Raw genomic sequence first — 16,111 nt, 5'->3', positions numbered from 1 at the left:
GTTAATAAGTTGTGTCTTTAAAACAACTTTAAAAAAATAACAGTTCTCTGTTTAATAATTCATTACACAAAATAAAATGTTAGATAAAATCATTCATTTTAGTATCAATAATAAATTTATTATTGGTCTTTTTACACTTGTATTAGTCATTGTAGGTAGTTATTCATTATATACTTTACCAATAGATGCTTTACCAGACATTACAAATAATCAAGTACAAATCATTACAAGTTCACCTACTTTAGCAACTCAAGAAGTAGAGCAGTTTATAACCTATCCAATAGAGCAATCAGTTAAATCAATTCCTAATGTTGTGGAGCTTCGTTCCATAAGTCGTTTTGGTTTAAGTGTGGTTACCGTTGTTTTTGAAGAAGATGTCGATATTTATTGGGCAAGAGCACAAATAACAGAACGTATTAAAGAAGCAGAAAATACCATACCAAAAGGTGTTGGAACTCCTGAAATGTCTCCAGTAAGTACAGGTTTAGGCGAAATATACCAATATGTAGTATTTCCCAAAAAAGGGTACGAAGAAAAATACAACGCTACTGATTTAAGAACCATTCAAGATTGGATAATAAAGCCCCAATTAATCGGTACAAAAGGTGTAGCTGAAGTAAATACTTTAGGTGGAAACCTAAAACAATATGAAATAGCTGTTGTTCCAGACAAGCTAAGAAGTATGAATACAACCATCACTGAAATATTTGAAGCATTAGAAAATAATAATGAAAATACAGGTGGTGCATACATAGATAAAAAACCTTATGCTTATTTTATTAGAGGTGTCGGAATGGTCAGTAGCATCGACGATATAAATAAAATAGTGGTTAAAAATCAAAACGGAATTCCTATTCTTATTCGTGATGTAGCCAATGTTCAAATAGGTAGCAGTATTCGTTATGGTGCAGTTACAAAAGATGGAAAAGGCGAAGAAGTGTCAGGAATGGTAATGATGCTTAAAGGTGAGAACAGTGGTGAAGTAGTTAAGGTGGTTAAAGACAAAATGGAACAAATCAAAAAATCACTTCCCGAAGGTGTAGAAATTGAGGCGTTTATGGACAGAACCGTTTTAGTAAACAAAGCTATAAGTACAGTTCAAACTAATTTAATTGAAGGAGCATTAATAGTTATTTTCATTTTAGTATTACTACTTGGTAATTGGAGGGCAGGTTTAGTGGTTGCTTCGGTTATTCCATTGGCATTATTATTTGCCATTTCTATGATGAAACTTTTTGGAGTTAGTGGTAATTTAATGAGTTTAGGTGCTATCGATTTTGGGCTAATTGTAGATGGTGCGGTTATCATTGTAGAAGCTATAATACATCGACTCCAAGTTAGTAATAAAGGCAAACTCACCACTCAAGAAATGAATGACGAAGTATATCAAGCATCATCAAAAATTAGAAGTAGTGCGGCTTTTGGAGAAATAATAATCTTAATTGTTTATCTTCCTATCTTAGCTTTAGTAGGTATCGAAGGAAAAATGTTTGGTCCAATGGCACAAACGGTTTCTTTTGCCATATTAGGAGCATTTATATTGTCTTTAACGTACGTCCCTATGATGTCGGCTTTGGCATTAAAAAAACAAACAGGACATAAAAAGAATTTTAGCGATAAAATTATTGATGCTATCTATAATTTTTACACTCCAATTTTAGAAAAAGCACTACAAGTTAAAGCAGCAATTATTGCGGTTGCCATTGGTTTATTTGTTGCAAGTTTATTTGTTTTCAATTCGTTGGGTGGTGAATTCATTCCTACATTAGATGAAGGTGATATTGCAACACATTTAATCATTGCATCAGGTAGTTCATTATCTCAAGAAGTAGAAGCAACCACGCAAGCAGAAAAAATATTAAGAGATAAATTTCCCGAAGTAAAAATGATTGTAACCAAAATTGGTTCGGCTGAAATTCCTACTGATCCAATGCCTATTGAAGCAGGAGATATGATTATTCTCTTGAAGGATAAAAGCGAATGGACTTCCGCAGAAACAAAAGAGGAACTAATGGAAAAAATGGAACATGCTTTGTCAGATATTCCAGGTGCGTTTACTGAGTTTTCCCAACCTATTCAAATGCGTTTTAATGAGTTAATGACAGGTGTAAGAAGTGATGTTGCCGTTAAAATTTTTGGTGACGATATTGATATGTTAGTTAGCAAAGGTGAAGAAGTAGTGCAGTTAATTAATGGTATTGAAGGTGTTTCAGATGCTAAAGCAGAACGTGTAGCAGGTTTACCACAAATAACAATTAGATACAATAAAGATAAATTAGCATTATATGGTTTAAAAATTGGCGACTTAAATAAAGTTGTTCGTATGGGTTTTGCAGGAGAAACAGCAGGAGTTGTCTATGAAGGTGAAAAACGTTTCGATTTAGTTGTGCGTTTAGCAAATGATAGCAGAAAAGATATTGAAAACTTAAAGGCGTTGTTTGTAACATTACCATCAGGCAATCAAATACCTTTAGAACAAATTGCTGATGTAAAATATGAAGATGGTCCAATGCAAATTTCTCGTGAAAACGGAAAGCGTAGAATAGTTGTAGGTTTCAATGTTCGTGGTGCTGATGTAAAAACAGTTGTAGAAACTATTCAAGCTAAATTAGACGAAAAGCTAAAATTACCTGAAGGATATTACACTACTTATGGCGGACAATTTGAAAATCTTATCAAAGCAAACAAACGACTTTCTGTTGCTGTGCCGGTAGCATTAGGTTTAATTTTAGTCCTACTTTATTTTACATTCAAATCAATTAAACAATCGTTGTTAATATTTACAGCAATTCCATTATCTGCTATTGGAGGTATTGTGGCGTTATGGTTACGCGATATGCCGTTTAGTATTTCAGCAGGTGTCGGATTTATTGCTCTTTTTGGTGTAGCGGTATTAAACGGAATTGTTTTAATTGGTTATTTTAATGAACTTAAAAAACAAGGTATGGATAATGTATATGACCGAATAAAAGAAGGAACTAAAGTACGTTTAAGACCTGTTATATTAACAGCTGCTGTAGCTTCACTTGGGTTTTTACCAATGGCAATAAGTAGTAGCGCTGGTGCCGAAGTTCAAAAACCTTTAGCAACAGTAGTAATTGGGGGTTTAATAACAGCTACTCTACTAACATTAATTGTCTTACCAATTTTGTATTTATACTTTGAAAAAGGGATTAAAATAAAACGAAAAACCATGAAGAATTCAGCTATGCTACTTGCATTTTTATTTAGTTCATTAGCAATCAATGCACAAGAAAAGCAAAAATTAAGTTTAAATGAAGCATTAGAAATGGGGCTAAAAAACAACTTAAACATTCAAGCGGTTACCTTAGAAACTAAAATGCAATCACAATTAGTTAAGACTGCATTCGAATTGCCTAAAACAGAAATTTCAGGAACTTTTGGACAAATAAATTCGCAAGCTCAAGATAAAAATTTTCAAATTAGTCAGAGTTTCAATCCTTTTCAAATAAGTGCAAAAAGAAAATTATTGCAAGAAAATAGTTCGGCTAGTCAAAATAAATTAAGTGTTTCAAGGCAACAAATAACTTTTTCTATTCGTCAATCTTGGAATACCATTCTATACTTTGAAAAGCAAAATGCATTGTTAGATAAGCAAAATGTACTCATGCAAAAATTTGTAAAATCAGCAACATTAAAGTTTCAAACAGGTGAAACAAGTGCTTTAGAAAAAACAATTGCAGTATCTAAACAACAAGAATTAGAACAAAAAATAAAACAATTCAAAACGCAAATTGCTATCGAAAAATCAAAGCTTAAAACACTTTTAGATTTAGACAATGATATTGAAATTTCGGATACAACTTTTGGACCTATGCCTTTTGTTGTAAAAATGGATAGCACATTAGTGAAACAAAATCCAGTAGTTCAGTTAGCTAATCAACAAGTGAAAATAGCTGAAGCCAATCATAAATTAGAAAAATCAAATTTATTTCCAGAGTTTTCAGTAGGCTACTTTTTGCAATCCATAACAGGGAATCAAGAAGTGGATGGTGTAACGAAATACTATGATAATTCACCACAATTTCAAGGTTTTTCTGTTGGACTTTCAGTCCCTATATTTATGGGAAGTACTATTAAAAAAAGTAAAGCAGCACAAACAAATATAGAAATGGAGCAAAAAAATGCTAACTATATAAACCAGCAATTTAAAAGTCATTTAGAGCAGCAAATTGAGCAACTTACAACCTATCAATCATTGATAGATTATTATAAAAACACAGCCATTCCGAATGCTGATTTAATAATTAAAAATGCTACAAAAAGTTATCAAAATGGGGATATTTCGTATGTAGAATATGTACAAGGTATTGAAACGGCTACCGAAATACAAACCAATTATAATGAAGCTATAAATAATTTTAATCAAACTATAATAGCTATACAATATACTATCAATCAATAACATAAACAGAAATGAAGAAATCAAATATCATATACGCATCAATAGTTGGAGCAATAATCCTTGCTATTATTTTATATTTCTCTTTGCGTCATACTGAAGGTGATGGTCACGTTCATACTGAAGGCGAAACACATACAGAAGAAAGTCATTCAGATGAAAAAGAGCCTACAGCAATAAAAGAAGTAGAACTAAACGAAGCACAATTTAAAGCCTCAAGTATTCAATTAGGAACTTTTTCAGATAAAAATTTAAGCGAAGTAATAAATGTAAATGGTTATACCAAGTTACCTCCACAAAATCAAGCTGATGTTTCAGTTTATACATCAGGAATTGTAAAAACTATTAATGTTTCAGAAGGGCAGTATGTAAGCAAAGGTCAAATCATCGCAACAATTGAAAGTCCAGAGTTTACTAAATTACAAGAAGCTTATTTAACTTCAAAGAGCAATTTGGAGTTTTTAAAATTAGAATTTGAAAGACAAAAAACATTAAGCGATGAAGAAGTAAATTCTAAAAAAACGTTTCAAAAAACAAAGGCAGAATTCGAAATTGAAAGAGCTCGATTTAATTCGCTACAAAAACAATTAAATACTTTAAATATTAGTGGTAATGGAAACGCAACAGCAACCGTTCCTGTTCTTGCTCCAATTTCTGGAAACTTAACCGAAATTTATATTAAAATTGGAAGTAATGTTGAAGCAGGAAAACCATTAATGAATATAGTAGATAATTCTAAATTACATGTAGATTTATTAGTCTATGAAAAAGATTTATTTAAGGTAAAAATAGGTCAAAATGTACGTTTTGTTTTAGTGAATCAAGATAATTCAGAGGTAAAAGGAAAAATATTTAGTGTTGGTAAATCCTTTGAAAACGATACAAAATCTGTAGCTGTACATGCAGATATTTCAAACAACCAACAAAAATTAATACCAGGAATGTATGTAAATGCGCTTATAGATGTAGGTTCAAATAATGTAAAAGCAGTTCCAACTGAAGCAATTATTAAAGCTGATGGACGCGAATTTATTTTTGTTTTAGAAGAAGGACATAAAGAAGATGCTCACGACGAAAAAGAAGGGCATAATCATGAAGATGGTGACAAGCACGAAGAAGTAGAAGGAAAAACATTCCATTTTCAACGTATTGAGGTAAAATCAGGCACCACACAATTAGGATATACACAAGTTACGCTATTACAAAAAATCGATGCAAACGCAAAAATTGTTTTAAAAGGAGCTTATTACATTCAAAGCCATTTAATTAAAAACGAAGGTGGTGGTGGTCATGCACATTAATATTTTAAAATAACAATTAATATAAATAAACTAAATTATCATGAAAAAATCAATTTTAATTATGGCACTTGCCATAGCTTTAGGTACAACGGTTTCTTGTAATAAAAAAGAAGAAACTACAAAAACAGCAACAGAACACGAAGGACACAATCATAAAGAGGGTGAAGAGCATAAAGTTACTTATGAATGTCCAATGGATTGTGAAAAAGGTAAAACTTATGATGAAAAAGGAACTTGTCCTGTTTGTAAAATGGAATTAATAGAAGCGAAAGCTGAAAGCCACGAAGGTCATGATCATGAAACTGAAAACCATGAAGGACACGACAATTCTGAAGAAAACCATGACGGACATAATCATTAGAAAAAATAGTAATCTAAGTTTATAAAATTAATGTAAACTCAATTATGAAATTTAATACAATAATGCCAAAAGAATTAGTATCATTCTATCAAAATGAATTGCAATTGGCTGCTGAAAATTTAAAGTTAAACGACTTACAAATAGCTTGGCATCATTTGGAACGTGCTCACATCATCGGACAAAAATATCCTTATGAGCATTCCTTTGTTCATTGGAAAATGTTACAATTTGGTATTAAAATAAAAAGCACTAAAGAAGTAGTTGGTCAAATCCCAAGATTATTGGTAGGTGGTGTAAAATCATTTGTTGGTCATATTCCTTTAGGTAATACAGGTGGTGCAAATGTACCACCTTTAAAAACAATGGAAATACCAGAGGATATTCAAGAAATTTTAAAGTTGAACGCATAATTCATATAGTATGGAACATCAACACATTTATGACAAAGATGGGAAACAAATTTGTTGTTCATTAGAAGAGAAGATTAATAATGATAGTGAACATCATTCTGATGGTGATGGTCACGACCACGACCATTCTAACCAAGAAAAATCTACGTTTCAAATGTTTTTGCCAGCAATTATAAGCTTGGTGTTATTGATGTTTGCCATTGGATTGGATAACTATTTTACCCCATCTTGGTTTACAGGTTATATTAGAATAGGTTGGTATATTTTAGCGTACATTCCAGTCGGTTTTCCTGTTATTAAAGAAGCTTTTGAAAGTATCAAAAAAGGCGAATTTTTTTCAGAATTTCTATTAATGAGTATTGCTACAATTGGTGCTTTTGCAATTGCCGAATTTCCCGAAGGTGTAGCAGTAATGTTATTTTATGCCATTGGCGAAATCTTTCAAGCATTAGCCGTAAAAAGAGCTAAAGCCAATATTAAAACCTTACTAGACCAACGACCAGATGAAGTTACTATTTTAGAAAATAATGTTGCTAAAACAATCAAAGCATCAACAGCTAAAATTGGAGATATTATCCAACTTAAAGCTGGTGAAAAATTAGGTTTAGATGGTGAATTACTTTCTGATACTGCTTCTTTCAACACCGCTGCATTAACAGGCGAAAGTAAACCAGACACAAAAGCAAAAGGAGAAATAGTTTTAGCAGGAATGATAAACTTAAATTCGGTTTGTCAAGTAAAAGTAACTGTTGCTTATACGGATAGTAAATTATCAAAAATTCTTGAAATGGTACAAGATGCAACGTCTAAAAAAGCACCAACAGAATTATTTATTAGAAAATTCGCAAAAATATATACTCCAATTGTAGTTGCTTTAGCCGTTGCAATATGTGTGTTGCCAATGTTTTTTGTTTCAGATTACCAATTTAATGATTGGTTGTATCGAGCATTAATTTTCTTGGTTATTTCTTGCCCTTGTGCTTTAGTTATTAGTATTCCTTTAGGATATTTTGGTGGAATTGGAGCAGCTTCTAAAAACGGAATTCTTTTTAAAGGAAGTAATTTTCTTGATGTAATGGCTTCGGTTCAAAATGTTGTAATGGATAAAACAGGAACAATGACCGAAGGAGTTTTTAAAGTTCAAGAAGTTGTTTTTAATTCCGATTTCAATAAGGAGGATATTTTAAAAATGGTTAATGCTTTAGAAAGCCAAAGTACACATCCAGTAGCAACTGCTATACATCAATTTGTTGGAAATATTGATACTACAATTGTTTTGCAAAATGTTGAAGAAATATCAGGACACGGATTAAAAGCCTATGTAAATGGTAAAGAATTATTAGTGGGTAATTTCAAACTAATGGACAAATTCTCTATTTCGTATGATATTGATCCATCAAGTATCGTTTATACATTAATTGCTGTAGCTTACGATAAAAAATTTGTTGGATATTTAACCATTGCAGATAGCATCAAAGAAGATGCACAAATCACAATTGATAAATTAAAAGCATTAGGAGTAAAAACCACAATGTTAAGTGGCGATAAAAATACAGTTGTCCAGTTTGTAGCTCAAAAACTCGGAATCATTAATGCTTTTGGAGATTTATTACCCGAAGATAAAGTAAATAAAGTAAAAGAAATCATTGCAAAAAAAGAAACAGTTGCTTTTGTTGGCGATGGTGTAAACGATGCACCAGTAGTCGCATTAAGTAATGTCGGAATAGCAATGGGTGGTTTAGGAAGCGATGCCACCATAGAAACCGCTGATGTTGTCATTCAAGATGATAAACCAAGTAAAATTCCTATGGCTATTAAAATAGGCAAGCAAACAAAGAAAATTGTTTGGCAAAATATAATACTTGCATTTGGTGTTAAAGCAATAGTTTTAATCCTCGGTGCAGGTGGATTAGCCACCATGTGGGAAGCCGTTTTTGCAGATGTCGGTGTGGCGTTATTAGCTATTTTAAATGCGGTTAGAATACAAAGGATGAAGTTTTAAAGTTAATTATATAGTTATAAAAAGATGTTTACTAATTTAAGTAAGCATCTTTTTTTGTTTATATTCATTACCTCATTCAGCTGCACAAAAATCGCTCCTATGCCTGTACCGAAAACAATCGGTATCCAAGTATTCCTAGCATCAATGCTGCCGTTTGCTTCATAGCCTGTCCTGAGTTAAAATCGAAGGATTAATTTTTGCGTTGCTAATAACTTCTTTAGTAACTTTGTATAAAATAGATTTTGCTATGAATACTTTTGAAAACACTTATAAGGAACCAGTTCTAATAGTTAGAAACAACTTTGATATTCAGTTAGATAATGATAGTTTGGAACTAATAGCTAATAAACTAAATCAAAATCTAAAAGTATTCAGAAACAATAATTTACTAAGGGAAATTGTAACAAACAATCAACTTGAAAGTATAGAATTCAACTTTCACAATTATGAAGAAAGCAACATTGAACATAAAGTACTAGTTCATGGTGACGAAGCTTTATTATTTCATGAGGAATACATTTATATTCATTTACCTTTTGAATTAGATTATGATTCTTTGTTAGAAATGCACAATACCAATAAGCTAGCAGAAGACACATACTTTAAGTTATTATTTCAAAAAGTAAAAAACTTAGGTTCAGATGAAATCCATATCACAGTATTTGATCCAAGGAATATGGAGGTCCTATCTGATAAAAATTGGTCAGAAATTGAACAAGCTTTACAATCTAAAGAAGAATATTTTAAAATTGTATTCTAGGAAAAATGAAACTAAAGAATTTACATACTACCAAAGTGTTTGACTTTTATACACCTGATTTCTCAACAGAATTGGAATTACCTTATGTTGATGTAGGTATTAGTGCCGGATTCCCTTCTCCTGCAGATGACTTTATTGAGCTAACTATCGATTTAAATAGAGAATTAATAAAACATAAAGACAGTACTTTTTTCGCTAAAGTAAAAGGGGATTCCATGAAGAATGCAGGTATTTTCGATGGTGATTTATTAATCATTGATAAAAGCTTAGAACCACAAGATGGTAAAATTGCTATTTGTCAAATAGATGGAGATTTTACAGTAAAAAGAATCAAAAAAGAAAACGACATAGTTTGGTTAATTGCCGAAAATGAAGACTACAAACCCATAAAAGTTACAGAAGAAAACGAACTAATGATTTGGGGAATAGTAATCCATAGCATTAAAACATTTTAACCGTAATTTGTCATACTGAGCTTGCCAAAGTATCTCCTACAAAGTAGGCTATCCTTTTGAACAAAGTTCAAAAAAAACTAATCACTATTCACTAATTACTAATCACTTAAAAAGAATGTTTGCATTAGTAGACTGCAATAACTTTTACGCCTCTTGCCAAAGAGTATTCGAACCTCATTTAATTGGAAAACCAGTAGTAATACTTTCCAATAATGATGGTTGTGTTATTGCGCGTTCTAACGAAGCTAAAGCATTAGGAATTCCAATGGGTGCTCCTGCATTCGAATTCAAAAAACTATTCGAAGACAACAATGTATTTGTCTATTCTTCAAATTATGCCTTGTATGGTGATATGAGTAGCAGAGTAATGAACATCCTTTCAACTTTTACACCCGATATTGAAGTTTATAGTATTGATGAAGCTTTTCTAAAATTTGAAGGATTTGAATTCTTTAACCTGGAAGAGTACGGTATTAAGATTCAAAAAACCGTAACTAAAAATACAGGTATTCCAATCAGTGTAGGATTTGCACCAACAAAAGCACTTGCTAAAGTAGCCAATAAAATAGCAAAGAAGTTCCCTGAACGAACTAAAAGTGTCTATGTGATAGATACTGAAGAAAAGAGAATAAAAGCCCTTAAATGGACTAAAATTGAGGATGTTTGGGGTATTGGAAGAAAACACGCAAAACGCTTACAAGCAATAAATGTTTTTAATGCTTATCAATTCACTCAATTACACGATGATTGGGTAAGAAAAGAAATGGCAGTAGTAGGGTTGAGGTTAAAACACGAATTGGAAGGCAAGCCAACATTGGATTTAGAAACTCCAAAGAGTAAAAAAATGATTGCTACAACTAGATCATTTGAAAAACCAATGACAAAACTGGAAGATGTTTCTGAACGCATTGCAACGTTCACAACTTCCTGTTCCGAAAAACTAAGAAGACAAAACAGTCATTGCAACATGATAATGGTTTTTCTTCACACCAACTATTTCAGAAAGGACCAACCACAATACTCAAGAAACATAGTAATAAACACCGATTTTCCAACAAATTCCACAATTGAGTTAAACAAGTATGCTCAAATTGGATTAAAAGCAATTTTCAAAGAAGGCTACAATTACAAAAAAGCAGGCGTAATAGTAATGGGATTAACTCCAAACGACCAAACCCAATTATCACTATTCAACACCTCAAATCCTAAACATCAACCCTTAATGTCAGTAGTTGATAAACTTAATAAAGCTTATGGCAAAAACAAAATCAAGTTCGCTAATCAATCACTAGGTAGACAATGGAAAATGAAACAAGAAAAATTATCAAAGTCTTATACAACAAGAATTGATGAGATTATTATGATTAAAATTTAAAAAAGTTGTATATATTTGATGATATTTACTAGTTGTGCATAATGCAAAAAATCGTTCTAAAATTCAACATTTGAACTAAAAAAGCCAACCGCACAAACAGCACATTTATTTTTTTTGCCAACGCGAAATACCAACGCTAAAAAAATAAAAGAGCTGTTTTTCGCCAACGCTCGAAAAAAATGATACATTAGGAAAATGCAAACTGAAGAAGAAATCCTAAAAATAAAAAAAGTAAAAAACACCGCAGTCAGAACTGTGGTTTTACGACATCTTTTGAGCCAAGAAAAAGCCCAATCTTTAAAAGATATTGAAAACGCATTGGCATATACTGACAGAAGTTCGATTTTCAGAACGCTGAAAACATTTGAGGAAAACAAAGTTATCCACAGCATTGAAGATGGTTCTGGAATGACCAAATATGCGGTTTGTGCCAAAGGCTGTAACTGCGACCCAAAGGATTTGCACTATCATTTTTACTGTACAAACTGCGATAAAACATTCTGCCTTTTCGATGTTCCAATTCCTCAAATTGAACTTCCTCAAAACTTCAAACTACAACAAGCTAATATGGTTGTAAAAGGCTTGTGCGACAACTGCAACAAGTAATCTTTGCAATCGAGTTGCAGTAAAAGGAATTTACATTTGTACTATTCTTTTAAATCAGAATAAGCAGATGAAAAACATATTTTTAAACACATTATTTTTATTCGTATCAATCATATCGTTCTCACAGACGAGCGATATTTCCATTTCTGTTAGCGATGCAGAAACCAACGAACCATTATTGGGTGCTACCGTCTATTTTGAAGAATTAGCAAAAGGAGCAGTAACAGATTTTTACGGAATTGCCACATTTACAGAAATCCCAAATGGAAACCACATTATAAAAATTTCATACATAGGCTTCAAAACCATAGAAACTACTATTGATGTTGGAACAAAAAAGGAGTTCGCTTTCAAGCTCGAATCTGGAGGTAATGAACTTGACGAAGTTGTCATACAATCTTCAAGAAGTACACGAACTGTTAGAAAAATTCCAACTCGAATTGAATTTATTGGAGCGGAAGAATTAGGCGAAAAAGCAGTAATGAACCCGACAAATATTTCAATGGTACTTCGAGAAAGTACAGGCATACAGATGCAACAAACTTCGTTAAGTAGCGGAAATACCAACATTAGAATTCAAGGTCTCGATGGACGCTATACACAACTTTTGAGAGATGGATTTCCACTTTATGGCGGTTTTTCCAGCGGTTTGAGTATTTTACAAATTCCGCCATTAGACTTAAAACAATTTGAAATAATAAAAGGAAGTTCATCAACGCTTTATGGTGGTGGTGCAATTGCAGGTTTGATAAATATGGTTTCCAAAACACCAGACGAAGAACCTGCTTTGGATATTATGTTGACACAAACCCAAGCTCTGGGAAGTACAGCAAATGTATTTTACAGCAAACGGAATGAAAAATTTGGTGTTTCACTTTATGGTTCAGGTCATTATCAAAAAGCGTATGACCCAGAAGATGATGACTTTAGTAACTTGCCAAAAACAACTTCGATTTCATTCAACCCAAAGTTCTTTTATTATCCATCGGAAAAAACAACATTTTGGTTTGGCTTAAACGGAACGTATGACGACAGAATTGGTGGCGACATCACAAAAATTGAAAGTGGCGAAAATGGCATCCATCAATATACCGAAGAAAACGTATCGAAAAGATTGAGCAGTCAAGCGGTTTACGAAACTCAAATAGATTCCGTCAGTTCATTAACTATCAAAAATAGTATCTCGTTCTTCGACAGAGAACTGACCATTCCCGATTTTACATTTGACGGTAAACAAACCAATACATTCACGGAAATAAACTATCAAAAGTCAGCCAATAAAACAGATTGGATTTTTGGAGCAAACCTATATACTTCTGATTTTGATGAAAATGATAATGCAACTTTGCAACGCGACCAAACAGATATAACTTATGGAGCATTTGCAAATAACATTTATGACATTTCGGATAATTGGATTTTGGAAACAGGATTGCGAGCAGATTACAATACTGATTTTGGCTTTTTTCCGCTTCCACGAGTTTCATTGCTATACAAAAACGATAGTGGATTTTCGAGCAGAATTGGTGGTGGATTAGGTTACAAAATTCCAGATATTTTTACAGAAGAGGCGGAATTTATCAATTTTGAAAATGTACTTGGTATTGATAAATCTTCACTAAATGCGGAACGTTCTTACGGTGTAAATCTTGATTTCAACTATCAAACACGTTTATTTGAAACCGTTGGTTTTTCTATTAATCAACTGTTTTATGTAACTGCGATTAATGATGCATTACTGTTAAATTCAACTGATAATGGATTTTTCCAATTTGAGAATGCAACAGATGAAATTTTGAGCAAAGGTGCTGAAACAAACATCAAGTTTACCTATAAAGATTTTCGTTGGTTCTTGAATTATGCACTCATTGACACAAAATTGAATTATTTGGCTGGAAATCCACAAAAACCGCTAACTGCAAAACATAACGCAGGAAGTGTTTTGATGTACGAATCTGAAAAATGGCGAATCGGTTACGAAACGTTTTACAAAGGAAAACAATTTTTGTCTAATGGAACAGAAACAACCGACTTCATAACAATGGGTTTTGTGGCAATGCGAAATTTTAAATGGGGAACAACGTTTGTGAATTTTGAAAACTTTACGGACAGAAGACAAAGCAGGTTTTCGCCATTGGTTTTGCCACCACACGACAATCCAGAATTTTCCGAAATTCATGCACCAACAGACGGTTTTATATTTAGCGTTGGAGTAATAATCAAACCTTTTGGAAACGAAGATGACGACTAAAATGAACAAAACGATATTTGAAATCAGTAAGATGGATTGTCCTTCCGAGGAAAATCTTATACGAATGAAATTGGATGGAATCCAAGAAATCAAAAATCTCGATTTTGACATTCCCAACCGAAAATTGACCGTTTTTCACGATGGTCATAACGACCAAATTGAAAAGTCAATTATCGAATTAAAATTAGGCGGAAAGAAAATCTCGACCGAAGAAACCAACAAAAAAGATTTTGTAGAAAACACCAACCAAAAAAAGCTACTTTGGATTGTACTGGCGATAAATTTTGTCTTCTTCATTATCGAAATGACCACAGGGCTCATCTCGAAATCAATGGGATTGGTTGCCGATAGTTTGGATATGCTTGCCGACAGTTTTGTTTACGGAATTAGCTTGTTTGCGGTTGGCGGAACGTTGATTAAGAAAAAACGGATTGCAAAAATTGCAGGCTATTTTCAGATAACACTTGCGATTATCGGATTTGTGGAAGTGTTGAGAAGATTTTTTGGAGCCGAGAAACTTCCCGATTTTTCAACGATGATTATCGTTTCGATTTTAGCACTTATCGCAAACGGAATTTGTCTTTACATTTTGCAAAAGTCAAAGAGCAAAGAAGAGGCACATATGAAAGCGAGTATGATTTTTACTTCCAATGACGTGATTATCAATTTGGGAGTAATAATCTCAGGAATTTTAGTGAATTGGCTAAATTCCAACAAACCTGATTTGATTATCGGAACAATCGTTTTTATAGTGGTAATACAAGGTGCATTTCGGATTTTGAAATTAAGTAAGTAATCGGAATTGCCAACGCTGAAAGCCATACACATTTACAGTCGCTCAAGCCATCGCACCACCAAAACTGTAAAAGAATATGTCTTGCCAACGCTCAATTTAGAACTAAATAACAAACATCGGAAAACCAAGCAAAACGTGAAAAGCACTATGCACAACAATGTATATAAAACATAACTATTACAAGCTTTCCGAGAGGTTTTTGCTTCTCTATTAAGTCCACCAAATTTTTATTTTTGTATATTTAAAAAATTAAAGATAAATAGAAAAAATAAAAATTTGGCTCGTGTATAATCCGAAAAGTTAGTGTTTATTTATACGCTACGTTTCATATACTAGACCGTTAAATATTTCATTTAAAGCATAAAAAAAACATGTGCTTCCATTCCAAACAAACAAAACTAGCTTTAGAAGTCGAAAATAGATTTAAAGCAACAATAGAAAAGAAAGAACTTTTCAAATCTTCTAATGATATAAATGGTTTTGATTTTGGAATAAATCCAGTTATCACAGATGAAAACCCTAATATTATAAAACATTTCAATTGGGGTTTAATTCCTTCCTGGTCTAAAGACGAAGACATCAAAAAACTAACACTAAACGCACGAATAGAAACAATAGAAGAAAAGCCATCATTCAAAAATTCTATCAATAAAAGATGTTTAGTAATCGCTAATGGTTTCTATGAATGGCAATGGCAAGATAGTAAAGGCAAAAATAAAATCAAGTACGAAATTGGTATTGGTAATGAAGATTTATTCGCTTTTGCAGGAATCTATTCACAATGGGTAAATCAAATCACTGGAGAAATTAAAGACACCTATTCCATAGTTACCACACAAGCCAATCAACTAATGGCAGAAATTCACAACACCAAGAAAAGAATGCCAATCATTCTAAAACCAGAAGACGAATCCAAATGGTTACAACACGAACCAATTAATAAATTTGCCTATCCCTATGAAGTTAATTTAGTAGCAAAACCTTTTCCTACTGATATAATAACTCTATGGTAATTTCTTTTTTTATAAATCCTTTTTCAGTAATAATGGTTGTCCAATAAGGTGCTTTTGTAGTTACAAGATTAGAATAAGCAGCAAGCACTTCTTCTTTTGAACTTTCTAAAGTTAAACCCAAATCTTTATTGTAAGCAATAATTCGAAAGAAAACCCCATCTAATAATAAATCATCTTGATTATCCGCTGTATTATCAGGAGCAAAACCAAAATAGGTAATATCAGTATTAGGATCGTTTAAAACATCTAATACATCTTGTTTTACAGTCAAAAACAAAACTTCATCAATGATATCTTTTGGTACAATAAAATCTTTCGCTTCTACAATTAATGAATATTCAATTTCCTCATTATTCAT

The 16,111-nt window shown here is 32.3% G+C and carries 13 protein-coding genes; 12 read left to right on the top strand and 1 reads right to left on the bottom strand.

From position 1 onward, the window contains the following. Nucleotides 1–76: 76 nt before the first annotated feature. The 12 genes from OLM52_RS04950 (at nt 77) to OLM52_RS04895 (ending at nt 15,753) form a co-directional block, all read left to right on the top strand. On the top strand, nt 77–4,426 hold the full coding sequence (locus OLM52_RS04950; protein ID WP_264550036.1) for a CusA/CzcA family heavy metal efflux RND transporter: 4,350 nt from the start codon (nt 77–79) through the stop codon (nt 4,424–4,426). An 11-nt stretch (nt 4,427–4,437) separates the two neighbouring features. Then, complete coding sequence (locus tag OLM52_RS04945; protein ID WP_264550035.1) at nt 4,438–5,724, top strand: efflux RND transporter periplasmic adaptor subunit; 1,287 nt, start codon at nt 4,438–4,440, stop codon at nt 5,722–5,724. A 40-nt stretch (nt 5,725–5,764) separates the two neighbouring features. Beyond that, on the top strand, nt 5,765–6,085 hold the full coding sequence (locus OLM52_RS04940; RefSeq protein WP_264550034.1) for a heavy metal-binding domain-containing protein: 321 nt from the start codon (nt 5,765–5,767) through the stop codon (nt 6,083–6,085). A gap of 44 nt (nt 6,086–6,129) precedes the next feature. Further along, a complete protein-coding gene (locus tag OLM52_RS04935) occupies nt 6,130–6,495 on the top strand; it encodes a DUF3703 domain-containing protein (protein ID WP_264550033.1) in 366 nt (121 codons plus the stop codon). Nucleotides 6,496–6,505: 10 nt separating this feature from the next. After that, complete coding sequence (locus OLM52_RS04930) at nt 6,506–8,497, top strand: heavy metal translocating P-type ATPase (protein WP_264550032.1); 1,992 nt, start codon at nt 6,506–6,508, stop codon at nt 8,495–8,497. Between the two features lie 247 nt (nt 8,498–8,744). Further along, nucleotides 8,745–9,257, top strand: coding sequence for a hypothetical protein (locus OLM52_RS04925; protein ID WP_264550031.1), 513 nt, complete (start codon nt 8,745–8,747; stop codon nt 9,255–9,257). A 5-nt stretch (nt 9,258–9,262) separates the two neighbouring features. Beyond that, nucleotides 9,263–9,712 carry a LexA family protein gene (locus tag OLM52_RS04920; protein ID WP_264550030.1) on the top strand — a complete coding sequence of 150 codons (450 nt, stop codon included), beginning with the start codon at nt 9,263–9,265 and terminating at the stop codon, nt 9,710–9,712. Between the two features lie 115 nt (nt 9,713–9,827). Next, entirely contained in the window at nt 9,828–11,087 is a 1,260-nt protein-coding gene (locus OLM52_RS04915; RefSeq protein ID WP_264550029.1) for a Y-family DNA polymerase, read from the top strand. 195 nt (nt 11,088–11,282) lie between these two features. Continuing rightward, a complete protein-coding gene (locus tag OLM52_RS04910; protein WP_047788656.1) occupies nt 11,283–11,693 on the top strand; it encodes a Fur family transcriptional regulator in 411 nt (136 codons plus the stop codon). A gap of 67 nt (nt 11,694–11,760) precedes the next feature. Further along, complete coding sequence (locus OLM52_RS04905; protein WP_264550028.1) at nt 11,761–13,944, top strand: TonB-dependent receptor; 2,184 nt, start codon at nt 11,761–11,763, stop codon at nt 13,942–13,944. A gap of 1 nt (nt 13,945) precedes the next feature. After that, entirely contained in the window at nt 13,946–14,740 is a 795-nt protein-coding gene (locus OLM52_RS04900; protein ID WP_047419588.1) for a cation transporter, read from the top strand. Between the two features lie 371 nt (nt 14,741–15,111). Continuing rightward, entirely contained in the window at nt 15,112–15,753 is a 642-nt protein-coding gene (locus OLM52_RS04895; RefSeq protein ID WP_264550027.1) for an SOS response-associated peptidase, read from the top strand. On the opposite strand, the gene OLM52_RS04890 is transcribed toward OLM52_RS04895, so the two are convergent. Continuing rightward, nucleotides 15,728–16,111, bottom strand: coding sequence for a hypothetical protein (locus OLM52_RS04890; RefSeq protein WP_264550026.1), 384 nt, complete (start codon nt 16,109–16,111; stop codon nt 15,728–15,730). The two genes, OLM52_RS04895 and OLM52_RS04890, sit on opposite strands and share 26 nt — an antisense overlap.

Source organism: Flavobacterium sp. N2820 (genome assembly GCF_025947285.1).
Lineage (GTDB): Bacteria > Bacteroidota > Bacteroidia > Flavobacteriales > Flavobacteriaceae > Flavobacterium.
Note: the sequence above shows the minus strand (reverse complement) of the source record. Positions and strands in the feature narration are given on the sequence as shown.